The following is a 20,983-nucleotide window of genomic DNA, read 5'->3' on the forward strand; positions in this document are numbered from 1 at the left end:
CTTCATATCAATATATACATTAATTCCAAAATACTTTTAAATTCTCCTAAAATCTTATTTCTGCATTTCACGATACCTTGCCAGTCACTTTTTTGTCTTGTTGTGATAATAATATCATAGGTACCTGCTTTTCCTGATTGTTCATATATATAAGAGCAATCCTCAAGAATCATTAGTTGATCAATACATAAATGTCGTTTCTTTGTGTTAAAAGTTCTTCTTTCCTGAAAGGACTGCGGTGTGCCTAAATAATCAAGAATTTCATCTGTTAGCATAATAAAAGAAGTAAAATTTGAAAAAGCAAAACCCTCTTTCCTGACACAGCTGTATAAGATGCCGTCAAAATGCTCTTGTTTTTGATTAGCAAGACACAATCGTATTGCGTTTTTGGGATAGAATATATTCTTTTGCATTCATTTCACCCTCTCAGTGTATCATTATCAAATACTTGCAGTTCATCATATGTATAACTTAAATCTATTAAATGATGCTTATTCAAAGAAGCATACGTATTCAAAATACGTTCAATTACACGTTTAGCATTCTCTGCATTGCAGCTGTGCAACATAAAAATGAATTGTGACCCGCTGTATTTTGATACGACATCTCCATTGCGCAAACATTTGCATAAAACAATTCTCAAAGCTTCCATTTCTTTTGATAACAGATGTAAGCCTTCTTTTGAATTCGCATCTATAAATTTTTTTGGTTTTAATGTCATCAACACAACATATTCAGAAAATCCTTCTCGAACCATTCTTCTTAATTCAAGATGATATATTTCTTTAAAGACACCAAACTCACAGTAAAAAGCCTGTTCCATTTTTTTCTCAGCGATACTGTCCTGGATAGCATCCAGATTTACATTCACTTGGTTGTTATTTTTTATCAGTTCCATATATACTTTTTGAAGAAACTGTGACTGTTTGATTCCAAGTCGCTCATAGAGAAGACTACACGCCCTATGATACTGCTCCTTTGCGACATCATAATGTTTAAGTCGTATAAGAGAAATAATAAATAAATATTGCATTTCATCATCAAGGGGATCCTGTACAAGTGCATCCTTGCAAACCGAATTCATCTTTTCATATTCATCCAGGTCTTCATATTTTATTGCAAGTGCCTTGGCACAGCGTAAATATAACGAGTGATAATAGGTAGATAGAGATACCACCCATCTTTTGTCACTAATACAAGGAAGAAATTTTCCTTTATAAAGCTTTAAAATTGAATTTAACTTATCAACATCTTTGCAGGTAGAAAAGTGTTCTTTTTTTAATAGTTTATCCAGCTCTTCAAAACTGTCTGTATCCAAGTGCACCTTTATTTGCGGATTCCAGTAATAAGAGCCTTTTCCTGTAATAATCATATCAGCTGTTTTAAATTCTTTTTTTAAAAGACTGCGAAGCCTGTACATTAGATTTTTTAAAGCACTCAGCGGATTACTGATATTAGAATCATCCTCCCAAAGTATATCATTTAATTCCGTTGTAGATATCTTGCGGTCATTATATATCAGAAAATATGATAAGAGTGCCGCCATCTTACTTGAGTGGATACCCTGCTCATCCAGACATATTCCATGATAAGTAATCTGAAAACTTCCAAACAGAGATACATCCATATTATCCATTTTCTATTTCCCCTTTTTCACAAAATCAAAACAATTTATCACCATTATCTTCAATTTATATGCTTATACTCATACATTAGCTTTGTTTCCGGTATCGTCTTCTTTTGTTGGAATCTGTCCAGAATACGACTAATTGCCTTATCACAACCCTCCATCGAGGTTGTCGCAATAATCAGGGAATACTGAAACGGACTGCATTTCGTAAACACATCGTTTTTTCTCAGCTCTATCGTTATAACATCGCGCAGAATATCCGACTCTCTCTGCTGAGCATCTTCCTTAACACCCTCCGGCTGCCGCATGGTCAACAGCACCAGATAACGGGAACGGGAGGATCGTCTCGCAGAACGCAGATTCATCTGATAAATATTTTTAAATACATCAAAGTCGCAATAGAAGGTTCCTTCATTTCGGACATGCTCCTTCAGCTGCTGCTCCAGCTCATCCACATCAACCGGATTGCTGGCAATACACTGTACAACCTCAGCATAAATTTCTCTGCAGAGCGGTGTTACCTCGATCCCCAGTCTTCCGTAATACATATCGGCCACCTTGTGGTAATACGAAATCGCCAGCGAATACTGATGGGTCTGTCGATATGCCTCCAGCTTGTATTCATGAATATGGTTATTCGCATAATGCTTAAAGCCCAGAATATCACACAGCTTGATTACTTCATCATAATATTCTTTATCCATCAACAGCTTGCAGCTGCGGTTGGTTGCCCGCATTAGATTGTTGTCATAATAGGTTTTCTGCAGCTCCACCCAGTCCTGCGTATGAAATTCAAACATGAAGTCTTCCATATAATTGCTGAGCAGCTCTTTGCAATACTGATAAGAGGCTTCCGGTGCTTCCTCCTCTTCGATTTTTTTGCACAGCTCATCCATCTGCACGATGTCAATCTCACATGGTATTTCAGAATTCCATGCATACGTATTGCCTTTTGACAGAATAAAGGAAAGCTCGGGATTATCCGGATAAAATTTCTGCAATTCCTTTCTTGCACGATACACAAGATTGCGCAAGGCACCCTCCGGCTTATCCGATTCATCTTCCTTCCACAATATTTTAATCAGCTTTTCCTTGGATACCACCGTATGCCGATACATCATCAGATAGGCGATCAAAAGGATCAGCTGTGTACTCTTCTTTGTTTCCTGCGGAAACCGGTAATTCTTGTTTTCCATATAAAATTCACCCAGCAGATGAATTTTCAATATATTTTTCTTTCTCATAGGATATCCTCGCTGCTTTCTATGATTTCATTTTATCACAAATCCATCTCATGAAAAGAGGGCTGAAAAAAATCAGAAATCATGAAAAAACAAAGCCATTAACGGACAGTGATTTTCAATTTTTCTGATTTTCCTGTATTTATCTTGACAATATAACTATATGAAATTCAGCAGAAGCTATCCCTTATGCGTTATGTAACACCCTTTTGATATCATCCGCAGAGATTGGGCCTTCACGGACAATGCGCGGTTCTTCTTCGCTCATATCTACGATCGTGCTCGCCAGCTTGCCTTTTGCTTCTCCTAAAACAATCGCATCAATTCTGCCGTCCAGCTGTTCCAGCACCTGCTCATCCCGAACACCAGTTTCCTCTCCGGAACGGTTTGCACTCGTTACCAGAAGCGGCTTTCCGCATTCCTTAATCAGACGCAATACAAATGGATCATCCGGCATCCGGATTCCCACGGTAGGAAATCCGTTCGTCACATAATCCGGCAGCGTCTCCTGTTTTTTCAAGATCATAGTGAATGCTCCCGGCATAAAGGCATCCGCCAGTGCCACAGCTTCTGCAGGCATTTGTGCGATACACTTCATCTGCTCCACATCCGCAACCATGGTGGGAATCGGCTTATTCTCCGGACGTCCCTTGCTTTCCTTCAGTTTGCGCAAGGCTTCCTCATTTTCATAAATGACCCCCAGACCAAACACCGTATCTGTAGGAAATGCCACAACCTTCCCGTTTTTCAACAGCTCTGCGACTTCCTTTACATCCTTTTTATCAAACCGTCTGGTTTCCATGTTCATCATTTCCTTTCTGTTTATCAGCATTGTAGCACAGAATTTCCACAAAACATACAGTGGATAGAAAATGATGGAAAGTTAATGGAGAATCATAAACAAAATCTGGAAATTGTAGTATATTTTGCGAACAAAATGTTGAAAAATCATGGAGTTTATGAACTACCTATGGTATGATAGCTAGGCTCGACATTTATATTCTAAGGAGGGTAAAAATGGAAAGTTCAAAGAAAATAGTCTGGTATAACCTTGCGTTTATGGCATTTTCTACCGTTTGGGGTTTTGGAAATGTATTAAACGGCTTCGTATACTTCAATGGTATTCAGGTTATATTCAGCTGGATTCTGATGTTTGCTCTGTACTTTGTGCCGTATGCGCTCATGGTCGGAGAACTGGGATCCGCATTCAAAGACTCCGGTGGTGGAGTCAGCTCATGGATCAATGAAACAATTGGTCCGAAATTCGCCTACTATGCCGGGTGGACCTACTGGGCATGTCACATTACATACATCGCAAGTAAAGGCAGCGGTGGACTAAAAGCACTTAGCTGGGCAGTGTTTCGCAATGCGGAAACGTATGACACATTTCCAACCGTTTATGTACAGCTGGGTACGCTGGCAGTCTTCCTGTTCTTCTGCTGGGTCGCAAGCCGCGGTTTAAATCCGCTGAAGAAGCTGGCGACGATTGCCGGAAGCAGTATGTTCATCATGTCCATACTGTACATTCTTATGATGTTTGCCGCACCGCTCATCAATCCAAACGGCGGCTTTGTCACTCCGGATTTCAGCTGGGACAATATCTTCCCGCAGTTTAATCTGCAGTATTTTACATCGCTGTCCATTCTGGTGTTTGCCGTGGGTGGCTGTGAAAAGATCTCCCCTTATGTTAATAAGGTGGAAAATCCAAGCAAGGGCTTCCCGAAGGGTATGATTACACTGGCAATCATGGTTGTTGTATGTGCCATTCTGGGTACGATTGCAATGGGTATGATGTTTGATCCTGCCGTAATTAACGGAACACAGGAATCCTTTAATTCCTATGTATCCAACGGCTCCTACTGGGCATTCCAGAAGCTGGGCGGCTACTATCACATGGGAGATGCACTGCTGATTATTTATGCATTGTGCAACATGATCGGTCAGTTCTCAACCCTGGTATTAAGTATTGATGCTCCGCTGCGTATGCTGCTGGACAACGAGGAAGCCAGAGAGTTTATTCCATCCGGACTGCTTAAGAAAAACAAATATGGTGCTTATATCAACGGAATCTGGATGGTTGTCATTTTGTCCGGAAGCATTATTCTGATTCAGTCCTTCGTGCCTGGTGCTGCCAGCGTGCTTGCACAGCTGAACAAGCTGAATTCTGTCACTATGCCTATGCGGTATCTATGGGTATTTGCCGCCTATATCGCACTGCGTACGGCACGAAACAAATTTCAGCCAGAATACCGGTTTGTTAAGAATCAGGGAGTCGCTATGACCTTTGGTATCTGGTGCTTTATTCTGACTGCTGCATGCTGTATCATGGGTATGTATACACCGGGAGACATGTTCACCACAGCACTGAATGTCATCACACCAGTCGTACTGACAGCACTTGGTGTGATTCTGCCGGTTATCAAAAGAAACGAAAAGGCATAAACCTTAAGACAAGATCAGCCGGTCTTGTCTTTCTTACTATTGGCTCATCCTATGAATTATACCTTTTCCCTTTACTGCTCACCCTTCTTGCAGGAGGAATGTGGTAAATCGTCTGAGAGGTTAGCATAGACTCCAAAAAATATTTATAGAAAATGCTGTGCACAGGGTATGATTTCCTTGCAGGAAATCCCCCTTCCGCTGATCTGGTATATCATTGGGCATGTTTACCCCGTAAGCATACCATGCTATACTGTACGTGTAGATTACAGGAGGATAAATCAATTATGTATAAAGATATTGCGAACGAATTACTAAGCTTCATTCAGAAAAGTCCAAGCTGTTTTCATGCAGTGAACACTATGAAAGATATGCTGCTAGAAGACGGCTATACGGAATTACGGGAATGTGAAGCCTGGACGCTGGAAAAGGGCGGAAAATACTTCACTACAAGAAACGGCTCCAGTCTGATCGCCTTCCACATTGGAAGCAGTCTGGAGGATTACCACTTTCAGGTTACTTCATCCCATTCAGATTCACCAACCTTTAAGGTTAAGGAAGAAGCAGTGCTGAAGGGAAAGGGCGGCTATCTGCAGCTGAATACGGAAGGCTATGGCGGTATGCTGTGCGCAACATGGATGGATCGCCCGCTGTCTTTAGCAGGACGTGTTCTTGTGAAAGAAGGAAACACCTTTACAAGCAGGCTGGTAAGCTTTGACCGTGATCTGCTTCTGATTCCCAATGTTGCCATTCATATGAACCGTGATGTAAATAACGGTATGAAATATAACAATCAGATAGATATGCTGCCGCTGTTCTCAGCCGGAGAATGCAATGAGGGTGATTATGCCCAGCTGCTTGCCGATGAACTGGGCTGTGCAAAAGAGGACATCTTCGGGACAGACCTGTATCTGGTGAACCGCATGACCCCAAGCATTTGGGGAGTGAAGGAGGAATTCATCTCATCACCGAAGCTGGACGATCTGCAATGTGCATTCACATCCCTGAAAGCCTTACTGCACGGGACAAATGAACAAGCAGTCAATGTGTTTGCCTGCTTTGACAATGAAGAGGTCGGTTCCGGAACCAAGCAGGGTGCATGCTCAACCTTCCTGTATGATGTTCTGCAGAGAATCAACGACAACCTTGGTTACACAAAAGAGGATTACTACCGTGCTGTTGCGAAAAGCTTCATGGTATCCTGTGACAATGCACATGCAGTACACCCGAATCATCCGGAAAAGACAGATGATACAAACTGCACCTATATGAATAAGGGAATCGTTGTGAAATTCAGTGCGAATCAGAAATATACAACCGATGCAGTCAGCTCGGCAGTCTTTGCGGGAATCTGTGAAAAAGCAGAGGTTCCTGTTCAGCATTTTGCTAACAGAAGTGATGCAGCAGGAGGCAGCACACTTGGAAATCTCTCCAGCCAGAAGGTATCCATGCATACTGTGGATATCGGACTGGCTCAGCTTGCCATGCATTCCTCCTATGAAACCGCAGGTATCAAAGACAGTGAGTATATGATTCGTGCATTGACAACCTTCTATAACACCAATCTTCATATTACCGACAGCGAAACGATTGAGGTCGCATAGGTCTCCATGAAAAATCAAAGCAGTCAGAAAAAAATTCATATTGACAATCTCTACCTGATGAAAAAGCTGGATGAGGATTATCATAAAGAATTTATGCGTTTCTATGACTATGTACTGCACAGCAATACATCCGATGCGGATATCAATATCATTGTTAATACCGCCCTTGAACAATGTCTCGAGGGCATGAAAAACAGAAAGAAAGCAACGCTGGTAATTCCCAGGGATCTGAAAGAATATACGACAAAGCTATCCCGTGGCAATGTATATAAGGATATGAAACGAAAAATACGCAATCAGGATTATGAGAAAATGCAAATCAGCAGTATCTGGTATGTTTTCTCACTCTGTATCGTGCTGTTCTTCTTTAAAAATCTGATGGATCAGAAATTTATTGTGAATTATCTGGTAGATGTCATCGTTGCCTGTATCGCCGGTGGAATTGCAATGAAAAATTTCCTGATACGCAAAAGAATCGTGAAACGCTACCAGTTCGGCAGCTTCTATATGCGTATGGATATCATTGCAATTGTCGCATGTGTATTTATAAAAATCGTGACACCTGCCGCATATGCTAATTTTGATATTACCTATCTTCTGCTGGTGATTTCCTTTTTCATTATGAAACGAAAAATCAAGCCGCAATTTGAAGCAGTGATATAGCAGACATGAAAAGCCCTCAGCAAATCATTGTAATTACGCTGAGAGCTTTTTTATCGCAGCCGTTAAATAAATAGGCTGCAAGGTATGTATGGATTTGTAAAAATTTTCGTATTGCATCTGTTGATTCCTTTATTATAAATATGCTGTTCATGACTTCTTTCGGTTAGACACATAAATAACCATTACTTTGTACAGACATAGGTATAAAGGTGCTGTTGATGAAGTATTCTTATATGGTGTTGCGTCTATTTAATTGTTTTTTGACTGACTCTAAGGTATCACATTCCAAAAGTAAATTGGATACGATATGCAGTTGGTCCTCGGTTAATGACTGTAGCCATGCTGTACAGTCTTCCTGAAATTTGGCTTCCATGAGCCTATGTAAGAGTTGTCTCTCTCCTTCAAGCTTGCCTTCAATCATACCTTCCGCCTTACCTTCTGCTTTACCTCTTATGATACCTTCCTTCATCCCCTCCTCAAAGCTGTCCTCCAAGCCGTAGCGATAACGTGCCTCCCCCATCTGAATCGCCATTGCGGTTGACCACAGCTCGTCATCCTTCTGCATTTCCTCGTACTTGTTCACGAATACCTTCACCAGCCTTTCCTTTGATTCCAGTATATCATTTTTCGCATTGTTTTCAAACAAGAAGCACAGCTGTTCAAAGTCATCCATTTTCTGGATGGCCTTTTTCTTAGCGATTTCATTGATAACAGGCAGATGGACGTAGGTTCTTCTAATCAGTGGGTGTTTACTCTCATCTTCCCCCTGCTCATTGCGCATCTGATAGTGGTTGATCAGATTTTTATTATTCCATGCGCGTTTTTCAATGAAAATAATCTGATATACCGGCTTTAAATCCCTGTACTTCTCACTGCTATCCAGCTGGTTGTTCAATGCTCTGGCCCCATAAAATTCAAAGCGCATCATTTCCGCTACTCCTGCATAGGTCGTCTGCATTTCCAGATTAAAAAAACGACCTTGCTCATCCTTCACATGGACATCCAGAATAATGCGCTTCTTTCCGATGATGCCCGGATCCAGATTCGGATTGAGGACCGTGCTTTCCTTTACCCGAATTCCGGTAACACGTTCAATAATGGTGTTGCGGGCGTACACAGATCCTTCATCCTCACGGGAAAGGGCGTACTTGAAGAATACATCATTGCAGTAATCCAATACAGTATTTGTTTTCGTATTTTCCATGACGAAAACCTCCTTCTGTAAGCTCATCATCACTTACATACTTCTATACGTTAAGAAGGTATAAAATTCCTAAAAAATCCACATATTCTTGATTTTTTTAGGTTCTGATTTCTTTATTGCAGTGAAATGAAATATATACTATCTCTGCCTCGTATAGATAATGAAAGGAGAACGTACCTGTATGAAACGAACCTACGGCAGTATCCTTATTCTGTTAACTAGTATCATTGTTTTTCTATTTGCATACATTATGCGCACAGCGTGCACACAGATACCGGTTTACGGAACGATTTACACCGGCCTATCTGCACAGCATTTTGACAGAAACGGCGCTTTTGCAGCTGCTGACAGACAAAAGGAAGGTTCTCTTATGGAAAGTGATACGGAGAACATGCCTGAGAAACGTGAACAGAGCGAAACGGATGATGAACATATACAGAATAAGCTTCCTATTGTTCAGAGTATGCAGGAAACTTCATATTACTGTGTACCGGCTTGTTTACAGATGGCACTTCGCTATCACGCTATAGAAAGCACCCAGCAGCACCTGGCACAGCAGCTTCATACAGATCCTGTAACCGGAACGGAATATGTGGATATGGCAAGAGTCTTAAACAGCTACCTGTTTCCCGGCACTAGCATACCCTCAGCTGATGAGCCAGGCTATCATGTACAGACACTGTCGCCAGATGACCACACGCAGGATGCTTCAGAAACATTTTCACGCCGCTGTATACAAAATATAGATGACGGATATCCAGTTTTTGCCGCAGTTGATTTAAATGCTTTATATCCTGCACTTGCACATGCAAACCATATGGTGATAGTGATCGGTTATGAAAAAAATAAGGATCAGATTACGTCCTACTACATCATAGATCCATATCCGCCTGTTCAGGATGAGGTACACAGGGGGTTGAAGCAGTTTACTGCTCAGGAGCTGGTACGTGCCATCCTGGTAAATGAAGAACCTGCCTATATATGGTGATTTCTTAGAAGGCCTGCAGGAAAAGATTCTTGAACTATACTACTTTAAAACTATACAGCACGGATAATCTGTTGACGATTGCGTTCACTCCTGATAGTATAATAACGGAATAAAAACACAGTCTGGTTGGTAGTCCAGACGCAATGAGAATTGTCAGTAACCTGCCTCCTTGGTTGTCCGTTTCCTTATGAAGTATATAAGGAGGAAGCATTATGAATCAGACTTCGCTAAGCTTTACTGTCTTCTTTGAAGACCCTTTCTGGATTGGCTTGTTTGAATACCGTGAACAGCAGCTGCTGTATTTGAAGCGAATCGTATTTGGAAGTGAACCCAGTGAACAGGTGGTATATGAATGGCTGAAAGGCTGCTGGTATTCCATCAGTTTTCAGGCTCCTGTGGAAACCGTGCGCTCAAAGGCAAGCCATCGAAATCCCAAACGCATGCAGCGTTTAGCCCGCAAGGCACAGGATACAGGGCTTTCCCTTACAAAATCACAGCTTGCAGTAAAACAGCAGCAGGAGGAACGCGCAGAGCTGAAAGCTGAAAGACGAAAGGAGAACAGAGAAGGACAGAAGGAAGCGTTTCGTCTGCGGCAGATGAAGAAAAAGGCAAAGCATAAGGGCCGTTGACCCTTTACGTTACCAACTAACAAAAGGTATGCGCGTGCATACCTTTTTATCTGATACATACAATGCTTTAATGAAATCTTATTCCCGTATCGTTTTAATGCGAAAGAGGAAATAGTAATACTTAAAGAGCATGAGTGCAAGCAAAAACAGACGCAGCCACAGGTTACTCATAAAATACATGGCAAATAACAGCATAGTACTGGCAAATGCCAGTAGGGAAAGCTTGGTTCTCCATGTCATGGAGCGGTGCTGTACAAAGGAATCCAGATGATTTTTATAAAGTGCTGTTGAGATAAACCAGCAGTGAAAGCGCCGGGAGCTTTTCGCAAAGCACCAGGCGGAAAGAAGCAGAAACGGTGTCGTAGGCAGAACAGGAAGCACAACACCGACGGCTCCCAGCAGCATAGATACGATACCGATGATAAAATAAACAGGTTTCATGTATGTCTCTCCTTTCGTGACAGCCACATATGCTGAATGACCATGAGCGGTCTGTGCAGAAGCATCCTTGGTCCGCTGAAGCGCATCACCCTGCGGATTTGTTCACGCCGTTCCTTTTGATAGCAATGCACGCTGCAGTTGCTGCAGAAGGTCTTGCTTTCCATAAACGGACAGCAGTCTATGCGCTGATGTGCATACCTGCAAAGCGTTTGACATTCCTTACAGAGGCTTTGTCCATGATGCTGTTTCCGGCAGTACAGGGATATCATTTCCTGTATGACCTGCTTTTCCTTTTCGCGCTTGGCTGCGGCTTCCATCAGCTGACTCTCCCGGATTCCACAGAAAGCACCGTATCCGCAATGCGCATGGTAGTTGGTCTGTGCGATACCAGAAGAATCGTTTTATCCTTCTGTGCCTGAATGCTTTTCAGAATAACTGCTTCGTTCAACGCATCCAGATTACTGGTTGGTTCATCCAAAAGGATACAGTCACAATCATGTAGAAATGCTCTGGCCAAGCCAATCCTTTGACGCTCTCCTCCGGAAAGAGAATCACCAAGCTCTGCTACCGGTGTCGCATAATCCTTTGGCAGTGACATGATAAACTCATGAATTCCCGCTTTGCGGCAGGCTTCTTCAATCTCATCGACAGAGGCATCCAGCTTTGCAATTCGAATATTATTGAAAATAGTATCATGAAACAGAACCGTTTCCTGTGTTACCAGGCTCTGCATATTACGCAGATCCGAGGTATTGATATCTTTTAAATCAACGCCGTGCACAGAAATACTGCCCTGTGATACATTCCAGAATCGCATGATCAGCTTCAGCAGTGTTGATTTCCCGGAACCGCTTTTTCCGTGAATTCCGGTAATCTTTCCCTTTTTGAAGGTTGCCTGCACATTGCGCAGCACCTCTTCCTCCTCATAGGAAAAGCTCAGATTCTCCACTTTAATATCCCCGCTGACTGCCTGTTTTTTTCCGCTGATTTCTTCAACCTCTTCTTTTTCATCCAGCAGCTGCAACACACGTCTCGCACTTGCCATGGTAATGAGTAGATTATTGGAAAGACTGGCAAGCGCCAGAACCGGCGCAAAGCTGGATACCATCAGCACGGTACTCATCAACACCGTTGTAAAGCTTACCGCCCCCTGCAGATACAGCAGACAGCCGCCCAGCAGCATAAGCAGAGTAAATAGCGTAACAACTGCATTTCCGAGTATCGAAGAGGTCCCTTCGTGCAGCTTCAGACGCTTTGCTGTATCGTGCAGCTCTTCACTTTTTCTCTGCATTTCCTCCATACGTCGACTTCCGATACGATATTGCAGCACATCCTGCATTCCGCGAAGAGATTCCAGCACATAGCTGCTCAATCTTCCAAACCCCTCCCGGGATTGACGGCCCTCCTGCGTTCCCAGCTTTGTTATGATGAGAGGCAGCAGGACGCCACAGAACAGATATCCGAGCAATGCTATCATAAAGAACAGGATGTGCATTTTCGCAAACTGTATCAGCAGTATGCCGGATGTGACAACTGCAATCAGCACAGGAGAAATCGTATGTGCATAAAACACCTCCAGTGCTTCAATATCACTGGTGATCAGATAAATCAGATTTCCCTTGTCCTGCCCCTCCAGCCGCGCCGGAGCAAGGCGACGCAGAACGGTGAATACCCTATCCCGCAGAATGGCAAGCAGCTTAAATGCAATATAGTGGTTGCAGGCCTGTTCCCCATAATGTAAAATACCGCGAAGAAATGCCAGCACCAGCATAATGACAAAGAACACGCCAATTGGGAAATCCGCTGCCTGTATGGCAATATGGCTGATGAGAAGTGCACTGAAATACGGAATGTAAATCGCACACAGAAAACCGGCTACACCAAGAAACACAGCCAGCAGCATATGGGGGGCAAGCGGTTTTACAAGCAGACTCATACGTGCCATCAATCGAATATTTCCTGTTTTATGCATACTGTTCAGCTCCTTCCATAGCTTCCAGCTCCTGCTGTTTTTCATACATCCTTGCATAGGTTCCCCGCAAACGCAGTAACTCCTCATGTCTTCCGTGTTCCTGACAGGTACCCTGTTCAATCACATAGATCTGGTCACAGCCTTTTATGCTTTTTAACCGGTGCGTAATCATGATTACCGTTTTTGTTTCTGCCAGCTTATGAATAACGGAAACAATTGCATCCTCACTCTCTGCATCGATATTGCTTGCGGCCTCATCAAAGATATAAACATCCCGCTGTGCAAGCAATGCTCTTGCAATGGATAAACGCTGTTTCTGTCCGCCCGATAAATTATTACCCTGTTCCTGCAGTTCCATATCCAATCCGCCCTGTTCCATGACGAAATCAAGCAATGCCACCTTACGTAGTGCCTCCAGCATTGCTTCCTCACTTAGAGAGTCCTTTGCAATTGCCAGATTTTCACGAACACTGCCCTTGAAGATAAACGGCTGATGACTGACATACAGAAAGGATTGATAAAAGGCATCATCATCAATGTCTCTTCGCTGTGTATCCGCAATCAGCAGCTGCCCGTGGTAATCCTTGATAATGCCCGCTATCAGCTTGGCGATCGTACTCTTACCCGAACCGCTTTCTCCAACGATAGCAGTAAACTGACCAGGCTTAAGCTGCATATAGACATGCTTCAGGATAGTGCGCTGTTCATCATAGGAAAAGCTCAAATCACGCAGCTGAATATCCACTGTCTCTGCTTTCCATTGCTTTTGTTCTGCCTGCTTCTGCGGTTTGTCCAGAATACGGAATACTTTATCACTGGCTGCTATTCCATTCATTGCAATGTGAAAGAAGGAGCCCAGCAGACGCAGCGGTATAAAGAATTCTGAGGATAGCAATACAATACAAATCACCTGAAATAATGACAGACTGCCGTTTTGAAAACCAAGAATTGCGACAATGCTGCCCAGAGCAGCACCGCCATATGCAATCAGATCCATGACACTGACAGAATTTAACTGCATAGTCAGTACCTTCATCGTAATTTTACGGAAATTTTCCGCTTCCTTATTCATCTCCTGCTGCTTCCATTCATCCGCCTGATATATTTTCAGCGTGGTAAGACCCTGCAGATTTTCCAGAAAGCTGTCTCCCAGCGTCGTATAGCTGCTCCAGTATTTGGATAGCAGCTTCTTTGCGAATTTCTGTACTGCGATAATAGACATTGGAATGAGTGGTACACAGAGTAAGAGTACAAGTGCACTTTTTACATCCATCCATACAAGAATCAGGAATAGTGTAACCGGGGCAAGCATACTGTAGAAAAACTGGGGAAGATATCGGCCGAAGTAAATCTCCAGCTGGTCAATGCCTTCTACGCTCAACTGCACCAGCTCGCTTGTCGGTGCGCTTTCGGTATAGCTGCTTTTCATTTCCAGCAGCTTTTTGAACAGTCGCATGCGAAGCTGCTCACGCACATGACAGGAAGCTTCATGGGAATATAAGCTCGCTTTTCGGACACAGACTGCTCTTAGTGCGATGCACAAAATGACTCCGCACGTTGTCAGAAGCAGAAGCTGTTCATTGACGGTTTTATTAAATATGTGTGAAAGTACATTTGCCAGCAGTGCCACAAAGACAATATTGCATAGCAGAGAGAACCACTGCATCGCTACCTGCTTCATGATATATGGCTTTGTTTCCGGCATCTCTTTTAAAAGTCGTTTGTCAATCATAGTACCTCCTTGTTAGTTTAAGATAACTTATCGGATAAAAGTTTACCACAGTTAACAATCAGTGTCAATGTGAAACAGTTTTTTATGTGATAATTTAACAAAAAATATAATGTGCATGAAAAGTATGTTAAAATTATCAGGATAGAAAGGATGTGGAAGGATGACAAGAAAGAAAATGCTGCTTCTTTACATATGCCTGTGGATTATTGGCTTATGTCTTGTGGTATCTGTTATTTTTCCGCAAAAGACACCGCCGGCAGCTGTTATACCACCGAAATCCAATGATATTGAGGTATTAAAGAACGGCTGGAAGGATGGAGCCGCTCAAGCTGAGGCAAAGACAGATATACGTGATAAAACCTTCAGTAGAAAAAGGACACTGCCACAGATAGCGAAGGATACTATGCTTGTGATCAGAAACAACTACCGCGGTGTACAGATTTGTATCGATAACGAAGTCCGCCTGGATTACGGCTATCATCGCGATGATACTAAATTATTAGGTAATGTATATGTGCGTATGCCGGTTACATCAGAAGACAGTGGCAAAGAGCTGCTTCTGAAATTCAAAAACAATTACTCAAATGTTTCCTCTGATATAGAATATCCAATGCTGGTTTCCGCATCCTCTTTTGCTTTTTATATTTTACAGGAGAATGCCGGAATCATTATCACAGTAATCCTGCTGCTACTGCTTGACATCATTCTTGTTTTTTTGATTATATGGCTGAAGAACCGCAGCTTCTGGTTGTCTAAAACATCGCTATATGCGCTTATGAGCTTCATTTTCCTCACAGCACTGTGGCTGCTTACAGATTCTCCTATATTACAGCTGTATGTGAGCGGCAGTCTGCGTATCGTTTTATTATCCTTCTGCAGCTTTATGCTTATGCCAATCCCGCTTCTGGTCTTTATAAATGACGCATTAAAGCTGCGGTGCCGTTCCCTGACCCTGCTTCAGCTTTTACTGTTGGGAAATACCATTGTCCAGTGTATTCTTTATCAGGCAGGCATCCTGGATTTTGTACAGATGCTGCCATTTACCCATCTGTTGATGATGGTTAGTATTGCCGCCTTGCTGTTTGCATTGATTCGTGAGGTTCGCCTGTATAAGACGGATTATTCCCGCAATATACTGCTTGCCTTCTTTATCCTTGCCCTATTCTCCACAGTGGCACTAACTGCCTTTTACCTGCATCCAATGGATGACTATAATATATTCTTCATTGTCGGATTATTATTGTTTATCGTCATGCTGAGCTGCTTTTCCTTTCATAAGGTTTATCTGCTGTCTCAGGAGCAGGAACAGATTCAGTTTTACCGCCAGCTTGCCTATACGGATACCATGACAAAAGCACGGAATCGCTCTGCATACGAACAGCGCTGTCAGGAAATGGCAAAGCTAAAACCAGATGCTCCTCTGACGGTCTTTATGTTTGATATCAATAATCTAAAGCATACCAATGATACCTACGGACATCATGCCGGAGATACCATTATTCGAAGTGCTGCCGACCTCCTGCATACCGTGTTTACAGATATCGGACAAATATATCGGGTAGGTGGGGATGAATTTGTAGTTCTCAGCGAGAAAAATTATATGTCCGCACAGGCAGTGTTCAGCCTGCTGGATCAAAGACTGAAAGAATATAATCAAACGGCTGAGCTTCCTTTATCAATAGCAAAGGGATTTTCCAGCAATACATCCCGGAATAAGGGAATTCAGAAGCTGTTGGTCATGGCAGATCAAGCTATGTATGAGGATAAAAGGAAATCCCGGAATTTGTAAGGATGCTGGTAATATTTAAAAATCTTTGTTTTCCCATCCTGTGTCAGCATACTTAGATGGTTTAAATAATGTCGCTTTTAGAAATATAGGATAAAACTTTCTTATGGGATAATAAAGCAGGATACCTCCTATTGAGCGATGATTCTGATTCTCCCAAGAAATATTATATTTTACATGATCATCTTTTACCTGAATTTCTATAGGAAACCAATTCATAACCAATATAATGCAGCTACAATATTGCACGAAAACGGTCTCTATCAAGAGACCGCTTTTTCATATGGAAATGGAATATTATCATTAAAAAAATCATACAAGCACATAAGCCAGAATTTATTCCCTATGTATAGCATCTGTAAACCGTCTGTCATCCAAATAAAATTAACGACTTGTAGTGGTTCTCTGTATCAACAACCTCTTTCATTGTTGCAGTATCTGCCATTGCCCTTACATTACGATATCCGCATGAGCTTTACAGGCATCCTCACATTCCATAGCTTCGCCATCAATGATATTTGTATCGGCAAACACACACAGATTCGGATATCTTAGTTTTACATGGTATACAGGTACTAGTCCTTCCTTCGTGATTACCGGTGTTCCAACCTCAAGTATGTCAATAACATCATGGACTGCATCCGCTATGCTGAATACTGTCTCGGTATTTGCAATATCAGTTGCAATTTGCAGCTTCATATCTTTCCTTTCCCTTTGAAATATTCTGATTTGTTTTCTATGCTGTATAGTATCAAAGACTTCATAAAATGCCCATTTGATGTGAGAATCAAATGAGCCGTTATGTTTATTTCTCTCTGTAATATTCCAGTGCATCCTCCTGAATTTCTGCAGCAGTTGCCTCATCTATGATAAATTCAACATCCGGGTGCATACGTAGCCAGGAAACAGGAAATTTAGGATCCAGCCTTTCATTTTCGAACAGCTTATGCAATAGCTTTCCTTTGTGGGTGCCAGAACAAACGACATAATATTTTTTGGCTTTCATATGTTCTTCCATACCGGTTGTAATCGCATATTCCGGAACACCTCCTGCACAGTCAGCAAATGCTTTTGCATTCTGCTGTCTGGTTGCCTCATCCATTTTAACGACATGTGTGCGTGGCAGTAAATACTCTCCCGGTTCATTGAATGCAATATGCCCATCATCACCAATGCTGGTGATTGCGATATCCAGACCGCCCGCATCAATGATTTCCTGCGCATACTGTTTACACTCCGCATCCAGATCTGCTGCATCTGCTTTCGGATAACGTACATTATCCATATTGATATTGACATGATCCAGAAAGTGCTGATGCATAAAATAAATGAAGCTGTGTGAATCGTCCGGAGTCAGCCCTGCATATTCGTCCATATCAAATGTTCTCAGCTGTGAGAAATCAGCCTTTCCCTCTTTGTACATCTGAACAAGATATTTGTACATCCCGATAGGAGAGTTCCCCGCAGGCAGACAGAATACCAAATTAGGTTTTTTACGAATTTGTTCGACCACCTTTTCTGCCATAACTCTACTGACATCATCATAATCCTTACATACGATAATTTTCATGTTTGTAGCCTCCTTTTACAACTATATCATAACGCCATAAATTATTATAGTCAATAATTTTGTAATCAAATTTTTCAATTTTAATAATTATTGTTCTATATCCGTCTATAATATTAAAAAATTTTATTGTTTATATGAATTTCGGCAATCCTAAGACTGCTTTTCATTATGATGAATATATCCTTGCACGTATTTGATATGCATCTATCACCTTTAAAATTGAAAAAGGAATCCGGAAGCAATACGCGCTTACTGTATACAGAAGTAACGTAAAGTCAAAGTCAACAGCCGTTCAATTATACGAACCTCTGATAAACATACAATGTTCAGATTATGCAATGAACGAGGATAAGAGATAAATAGATAAGTAATAGATAAAAAAAGGTTCTTTCTCGATTGTGGGTAAACTTAACATAGGGAGACTTCCATACTATTGTGGTTAACAATAGAAGTTGAAATCTCCCTTTTGCAAACACCCTTAAGTAAGAAAGAACCTAAAAAAATCCCTGTCTGGGATTTTTTATGCAAAATGTATATTTATAAAACAATCTGTGCGGCATAAACAATCAATGGAAGTGTTACAACAGACATCAGTGTTGATAATATTACTATTTCTACTGCATATGTATAATCCTGATGAAATTTCTGAGCAAACATAGCTACATTAGCACCCACAGGTGCAGAAAGTACAATACATATCGCTACTTTCACCTCATAACAATCTAAGGGAATCACAGCAAGTAAGCCAAGAGAGGCCAATGGAATCACGAAAAGGCGACACAGGCTGCAGATATAACTGCTTTCTCTTTGTAACATTCTCATAAAAGAAATCTGCGACATATAAACACCGATTATGATCATCGCCAGCGGTGAATTCATATTTGCTACGGTATTTGCTATATCCTTTATAAAAAGGATATTACCCAAGTCGCATAAATATAGAGTAAAGCCTGTTATAAAGGATAACAGAACAGCATTTTTAGCAATTACCTGAAAAGAAATCACCCTTCGTTCCGCTCCCATAACATAAGCACCATAAATCCATTGGAATATATTCAGAAAGGCTACAAAGCCTGCAATATAAAATACTGCGCGTGGTCCAACAGTTGCTTGTACCAGTGGGATACCAATGAAGCCCGCATTACTGAATGCTGCTGAGAAATTTTCAACTCTTTTTCTTTTCCCATATATAATGTAGGATAACAGCATAGAAACAGCGAAAACTGCAAGACTCAGCAACAGTGAATATAAAAGAAGCTGTGTTTTTTCCGGTGTCTTTTCGACCAGAAAGGAGTTAAGTACAGTCAGTGGTATGACCGCATACAACAGAAGATTTACGAGCTCTTTACAGCCCTCATAGCTAATAAGCTTCAACTTTGCCAGCAAGAATCCAATACCTGACAGTGAAAACATAACAAGCAGCTGCTTCATAATTAGGATAGAAAGCTCCATGTTTATTCGTCTTCCAGTTCCTCTGTACTCACAACCAACTGCAGCTGTGCTCTTGCTGTTTCCACAATACGCAGGAGTTCTTTCTCACTCAGTTTTTTATCCTGCGGATACAATAGTATTTCAAGAGCTGCCGGTATGTTGAAACCTGTCATAAGGAATACATGATCATTACGATAGGGAATACATGCCTGATTTACACTCCCGGTTAACATATCTGTGAGAATTACAATTTCATCCTCTGTTTCAAATTCTTCAAAAACAGATTGTAGCTGGTTCTCCAACGGTATCTGTGTAGTATATGCATTTACAGCATATACGGAGAAACTGCTATTTGTTATGAAATCCAATGTATTTTTTACACCTTCCGCCATACGTTCATGTGATGCGATAACAAGTCGTCTCATAATAGTTCCCCCAGTTTTTTTATCATTTTTTCTGTCTCTCCCTTTGGAATTAAAGTAGCAGTTGCTTCATAACACCTTCCATATTGATCCTGCTCAATAAAATAACCATGATGATCATTGGTACAGGTCATTATACAGGTAAAGGGAGTTTTTGCTTGTTCTTTTATATATTTACCAAACACGGATGTTAGTTCTCCTGGAAAGGTTACCAACAAGAGTTCTGGAAAGCGCAACAGTGACAGCTTCAGTTCCTTATGTACCTTATGAATAAGCAGCTTGCTTTCGAATTTGTCTTTGGATGAAAGAAGCAGCTTTCTTTTTGTTTTATCCGTTTCCGCCTCCAGATTTTTTTGTATTTCTTCCAGTTCCTTCTGATAACCGGAAAACAGCAATGTATTGTCGTAGGAAACGGTATAGGAAAAGGTATCCAGCTTAAGTGTGTGCATATCAATCTCAGTAAAATTTTGTATTTCCAGCAATTGATTGGTGATTCCTTTCGCAGTACGATTAAGCTCTTTAAAATCATCACCCTCGCGGTAATGGCGATTGCTGATATCTGCCGAGGTACCGATACAGAGTAAAGGATATATATTCTCTCTTTTATGCAATTCCTCACGTATCGTACCGATAAGATCATAGGATATCTCCATATTAGTAGGACCAAGTACAGTAGAATGAACATTAAGATTCACAAGCTCAGCAATCAGCTGATCATCGCTTCGAAACTGAAGCCTGTATGCATCTGCATCATAATACCTGTTCCTGTCATTTCGATTATCATAAAAGCCATGAATTTCTGTTTTCCCCATAAATGCACGAGCTTCTTCAGCTTTTGCAAAAACAGGTTTTAATCCTGTACATATTCTGGATATCACATCCTCTCTATATGTAACATTATCCTCATATTCTTTCCCCATAGCATCTGCACTGAATCCACTTGGTCCGGCATGTGTATGAATTGCATGGATGAATATTTCTTCTTTTTTTATGGAATATGCCTGTGTTATACTATCCTTTATTTGCTCAGCTCTGTTTTTCATAATACTAAGGATATCCATTGTCAAAATCAGTAGCTGACTGTTTTCAAGGACAAGACGCAGTGCTATTGCATAAATTGGAGCATGAGCGGTCTGTGTTCTCTGGGCAAGTCTTATGTCATTGATATAACCGCACAGCTTTACGGGACAATGCGGTGTTATATCAATTGCAGTGGTTGATACAAGCATAA

General features: G+C 41.5%; 20 protein-coding genes. 6 read left to right on the forward strand and 14 right to left on the reverse strand.

Going from position 1 to position 20,983, the window contains the following annotated elements:
- Positions 1-2 precede the first annotated feature (2 nt).
- From ACESPQ_RS12570 to ACESPQ_RS12585, 4 genes are all read right to left on the reverse strand, one after another.
- A complete protein-coding gene (locus ACESPQ_RS12570) occupies positions 3-413 on the reverse strand; it encodes a hypothetical protein (RefSeq protein ID WP_257377258.1) in 411 nt (136 codons plus the stop codon).
- A gap of 5 nt (positions 414-418) precedes the next feature.
- Complete coding sequence (locus ACESPQ_RS12575) at positions 419-1,636, reverse strand: BTAD domain-containing putative transcriptional regulator (RefSeq protein WP_002606891.1); 1,218 nt, start codon at positions 1,634-1,636, stop codon at positions 419-421.
- 50 nt (positions 1,637-1,686) lie between these two features.
- Complete coding sequence (locus tag ACESPQ_RS12580) at positions 1,687-2,874, reverse strand: AfsR/SARP family transcriptional regulator (RefSeq protein ID WP_002606890.1); 1,188 nt, start codon at positions 2,872-2,874, stop codon at positions 1,687-1,689.
- Between the two features lie 184 nt (positions 2,875-3,058).
- Positions 3,059-3,673, reverse strand: a complete 615-nt coding sequence (locus ACESPQ_RS12585) for an L-threonylcarbamoyladenylate synthase (protein WP_002606889.1) — start codon at positions 3,671-3,673, stop codon at positions 3,059-3,061.
- Between the two features lie 215 nt (positions 3,674-3,888).
- Here ACESPQ_RS12585 and ACESPQ_RS12590 point away from each other — a divergent pair, with 215 nt between their 5' ends.
- From ACESPQ_RS12590 to ACESPQ_RS12600, 3 genes are all read left to right on the forward strand, one after another.
- Entirely contained in the window at positions 3,889-5,313 is a 1,425-nt protein-coding gene (locus ACESPQ_RS12590) for an APC family permease (protein WP_065530417.1), read from the forward strand.
- A gap of 284 nt (positions 5,314-5,597) precedes the next feature.
- The gene (locus tag ACESPQ_RS12595; RefSeq protein WP_002606887.1) at positions 5,598-6,914 is read left to right on the forward strand and encodes a M18 family aminopeptidase; all 1,317 of its coding nucleotides are present in this window, start codon (positions 5,598-5,600) and stop codon (positions 6,912-6,914) included.
- A gap of 6 nt (positions 6,915-6,920) precedes the next feature.
- The gene (locus ACESPQ_RS12600) at positions 6,921-7,577 is read left to right on the forward strand and encodes a hypothetical protein (RefSeq protein WP_002606886.1); all 657 of its coding nucleotides are present in this window, start codon (positions 6,921-6,923) and stop codon (positions 7,575-7,577) included.
- Positions 7,578-7,806: 229 nt separating this feature from the next.
- On the opposite strand, the gene ACESPQ_RS12605 is transcribed toward ACESPQ_RS12600, so the two are convergent.
- Positions 7,807-8,781: a PD-(D/E)XK nuclease family transposase gene (locus ACESPQ_RS12605; RefSeq protein ID WP_373144434.1), complete on the reverse strand. Its 975-nt coding sequence runs from the start codon at positions 8,779-8,781 to the stop codon at positions 7,807-7,809.
- Positions 8,782-8,962: 181 nt separating this feature from the next.
- Here ACESPQ_RS12605 and ACESPQ_RS12610 point away from each other — a divergent pair, with 181 nt between their 5' ends.
- Both ACESPQ_RS12610 and ACESPQ_RS12615 read left to right on the forward strand, forming a co-directional pair.
- A complete protein-coding gene (locus ACESPQ_RS12610; RefSeq protein ID WP_257337957.1) occupies positions 8,963-9,769 on the forward strand; it encodes a C39 family peptidase in 807 nt (268 codons plus the stop codon).
- A 212-nt stretch (positions 9,770-9,981) separates the two neighbouring features.
- A complete protein-coding gene (locus ACESPQ_RS12615) occupies positions 9,982-10,398 on the forward strand; it encodes a YjdF family protein (protein ID WP_373144435.1) in 417 nt (138 codons plus the stop codon).
- Positions 10,399-10,476: 78 nt separating this feature from the next.
- Here the strand turns inward: ACESPQ_RS12615 and ACESPQ_RS12620 are convergent, their stop codons facing one another.
- From ACESPQ_RS12620 to ACESPQ_RS12635, 4 genes are read right to left on the reverse strand one after another with little or no spacing between them, the layout of a single operon-like run.
- Entirely contained in the window at positions 10,477-10,839 is a 363-nt protein-coding gene (locus ACESPQ_RS12620; protein ID WP_009270174.1) for a YbaN family protein, read from the reverse strand.
- Positions 10,836-11,156, reverse strand: coding sequence for a nitrous oxide-stimulated promoter family protein (locus ACESPQ_RS12625; protein ID WP_002606881.1), 321 nt, complete (start codon positions 11,154-11,156; stop codon positions 10,836-10,838). Before ACESPQ_RS12625 ends, ACESPQ_RS12620 begins: the two co-directional genes overlap by 4 nt.
- On the reverse strand, positions 11,156-12,811 hold the full coding sequence (locus tag ACESPQ_RS12630; RefSeq protein ID WP_109770638.1) for an amino acid ABC transporter ATP-binding/permease protein: 1,656 nt from the start codon (positions 12,809-12,811) through the stop codon (positions 11,156-11,158). Before ACESPQ_RS12630 ends, ACESPQ_RS12625 begins: the two co-directional genes overlap by 1 nt.
- A complete protein-coding gene (locus ACESPQ_RS12635; RefSeq protein WP_118002415.1) occupies positions 12,804-14,543 on the reverse strand; it encodes an ABC transporter ATP-binding protein/permease in 1,740 nt (579 codons plus the stop codon). Before ACESPQ_RS12635 ends, ACESPQ_RS12630 begins: the two co-directional genes overlap by 8 nt.
- Positions 14,544-14,703: 160 nt before the next feature.
- On the opposite strand from ACESPQ_RS12635, the gene ACESPQ_RS12640 reads away from it, so the two are divergent.
- Positions 14,704-16,332, forward strand: coding sequence for a GGDEF domain-containing protein (locus tag ACESPQ_RS12640; RefSeq protein WP_002606878.1), 1,629 nt, complete (start codon positions 14,704-14,706; stop codon positions 16,330-16,332).
- Between the two features lie 447 nt (positions 16,333-16,779).
- Here ACESPQ_RS12640 and ACESPQ_RS12645 read toward each other — a convergent pair whose 3' ends face one another.
- The 5 genes from ACESPQ_RS12645 to ACESPQ_RS12665 form a co-directional block, all read right to left on the reverse strand.
- Positions 16,780-17,028 (reverse strand): orotidine 5'-phosphate decarboxylase / HUMPS family protein, encoded by a 249-nt coding sequence (locus ACESPQ_RS12645; protein WP_002606877.1) that lies wholly within the window; start codon positions 17,026-17,028, stop codon positions 16,780-16,782.
- Between the two features lie 106 nt (positions 17,029-17,134).
- Positions 17,135-17,899 carry a glucosamine-6-phosphate deaminase gene (nagB, locus tag ACESPQ_RS12650; RefSeq protein ID WP_373144436.1) on the reverse strand — a complete coding sequence of 255 codons (765 nt, stop codon included), beginning with the start codon at positions 17,897-17,899 and terminating at the stop codon, positions 17,135-17,137.
- Between the two features lie 537 nt (positions 17,900-18,436).
- The gene (locus tag ACESPQ_RS12655; RefSeq protein ID WP_373144437.1) at positions 18,437-19,330 is read right to left on the reverse strand and encodes an AEC family transporter; all 894 of its coding nucleotides are present in this window, start codon (positions 19,328-19,330) and stop codon (positions 18,437-18,439) included.
- A 23-nt stretch (positions 19,331-19,353) separates the two neighbouring features.
- Entirely contained in the window at positions 19,354-19,755 is a 402-nt protein-coding gene (locus tag ACESPQ_RS12660) for a PTS sugar transporter subunit IIA (protein ID WP_002606874.1), read from the reverse strand.
- The gene (locus ACESPQ_RS12665; protein WP_109770532.1) at positions 19,752-20,981 is read right to left on the reverse strand and encodes a neutral/alkaline non-lysosomal ceramidase N-terminal domain-containing protein; all 1,230 of its coding nucleotides are present in this window, start codon (positions 20,979-20,981) and stop codon (positions 19,752-19,754) included. Before ACESPQ_RS12665 ends, ACESPQ_RS12660 begins: the two co-directional genes overlap by 4 nt.
- Positions 20,982-20,983 lie beyond the last annotated feature (2 nt).

Origin of the sequence: Clostridium sp. HGF2 (genome assembly GCF_964240115.1) — a bacterium.
Classification (GTDB): domain Bacteria; phylum Bacillota_I; class Bacilli_A; order Erysipelotrichales; family Erysipelotrichaceae; genus Clostridium_AQ; species Clostridium_AQ innocuum.

What these genes read in the sequence shown, in the direction of transcription:
- ACESPQ_RS12610 (WP_257337957.1), top strand. Translation starts at nt 8,963, where the DNA reads ATGAAACGAACCTACGGCAGTATCCTTATTCTGTTAACTAGTATCATT.
- ACESPQ_RS12600 (WP_002606886.1), top strand. Translation starts at nt 6,921, where the DNA reads ATGAAAAATCAAAGCAGTCAGAAAAAAATTCATATTGACAATCTCTAC.
- ACESPQ_RS12580 (WP_002606890.1), bottom strand. Translation starts at nt 2,874, where the DNA reads ATGAGAAAGAAAAATATATTGAAAATTCATCTGCTGGGTGAATTTTAT.
- ACESPQ_RS12645 (WP_002606877.1), bottom strand. Translation starts at nt 17,028, where the DNA reads ATGAAGCTGCAAATTGCAACTGATATTGCAAATACCGAGACAGTATTC.
- ACESPQ_RS12595 (WP_002606887.1), top strand. Translation starts at nt 5,598, where the DNA reads ATGTATAAAGATATTGCGAACGAATTACTAAGCTTCATTCAGAAAAGT.
- ACESPQ_RS12570 (WP_257377258.1), bottom strand. Translation starts at nt 413, where the DNA reads ATGCAAAAGAATATATTCTATCCCAAAAACGCAATACGATTGTGTCTT.
- ACESPQ_RS12640 (WP_002606878.1), top strand. Translation starts at nt 14,704, where the DNA reads ATGACAAGAAAGAAAATGCTGCTTCTTTACATATGCCTGTGGATTATT.
- ACESPQ_RS12615 (WP_373144435.1), top strand. Translation starts at nt 9,982, where the DNA reads ATGAATCAGACTTCGCTAAGCTTTACTGTCTTCTTTGAAGACCCTTTC.
- ACESPQ_RS12665 (WP_109770532.1), bottom strand. Translation starts at nt 20,981, where the DNA reads ATGCTTGTATCAACCACTGCAATTGATATAACACCGCATTGTCCCGTA.
- ACESPQ_RS12575 (WP_002606891.1), bottom strand. Translation starts at nt 1,636, where the DNA reads ATGGATAATATGGATGTATCTCTGTTTGGAAGTTTTCAGATTACTTAT.
- ACESPQ_RS12660 (WP_002606874.1), bottom strand. Translation starts at nt 19,755, where the DNA reads ATGAGACGACTTGTTATCGCATCACATGAACGTATGGCGGAAGGTGTA.
- ACESPQ_RS12620 (WP_009270174.1), bottom strand. Translation starts at nt 10,839, where the DNA reads ATGAAACCTGTTTATTTTATCATCGGTATCGTATCTATGCTGCTGGGA.
- ACESPQ_RS12605 (WP_373144434.1), bottom strand. Translation starts at nt 8,781, where the DNA reads ATGGAAAATACGAAAACAAATACTGTATTGGATTACTGCAATGATGTA.
- ACESPQ_RS12630 (WP_109770638.1), bottom strand. Translation starts at nt 12,811, where the DNA reads ATGCATAAAACAGGAAATATTCGATTGATGGCACGTATGAGTCTGCTT.
- nagB (WP_373144436.1), bottom strand. Translation starts at nt 17,899, where the DNA reads ATGAAAATTATCGTATGTAAGGATTATGATGATGTCAGTAGAGTTATG.
- ACESPQ_RS12590 (WP_065530417.1), top strand. Translation starts at nt 3,889, where the DNA reads ATGGAAAGTTCAAAGAAAATAGTCTGGTATAACCTTGCGTTTATGGCA.
- ACESPQ_RS12585 (WP_002606889.1), bottom strand. Translation starts at nt 3,673, where the DNA reads ATGGAAACCAGACGGTTTGATAAAAAGGATGTAAAGGAAGTCGCAGAG.
- ACESPQ_RS12655 (WP_373144437.1), bottom strand. Translation starts at nt 19,330, where the DNA reads ATGAAGCAGCTGCTTGTTATGTTTTCACTGTCAGGTATTGGATTCTTG.
- ACESPQ_RS12635 (WP_118002415.1), bottom strand. Translation starts at nt 14,543, where the DNA reads ATGATTGACAAACGACTTTTAAAAGAGATGCCGGAAACAAAGCCATAT.
- ACESPQ_RS12625 (WP_002606881.1), bottom strand. Translation starts at nt 11,156, where the DNA reads ATGGAAGCCGCAGCCAAGCGCGAAAAGGAAAAGCAGGTCATACAGGAA.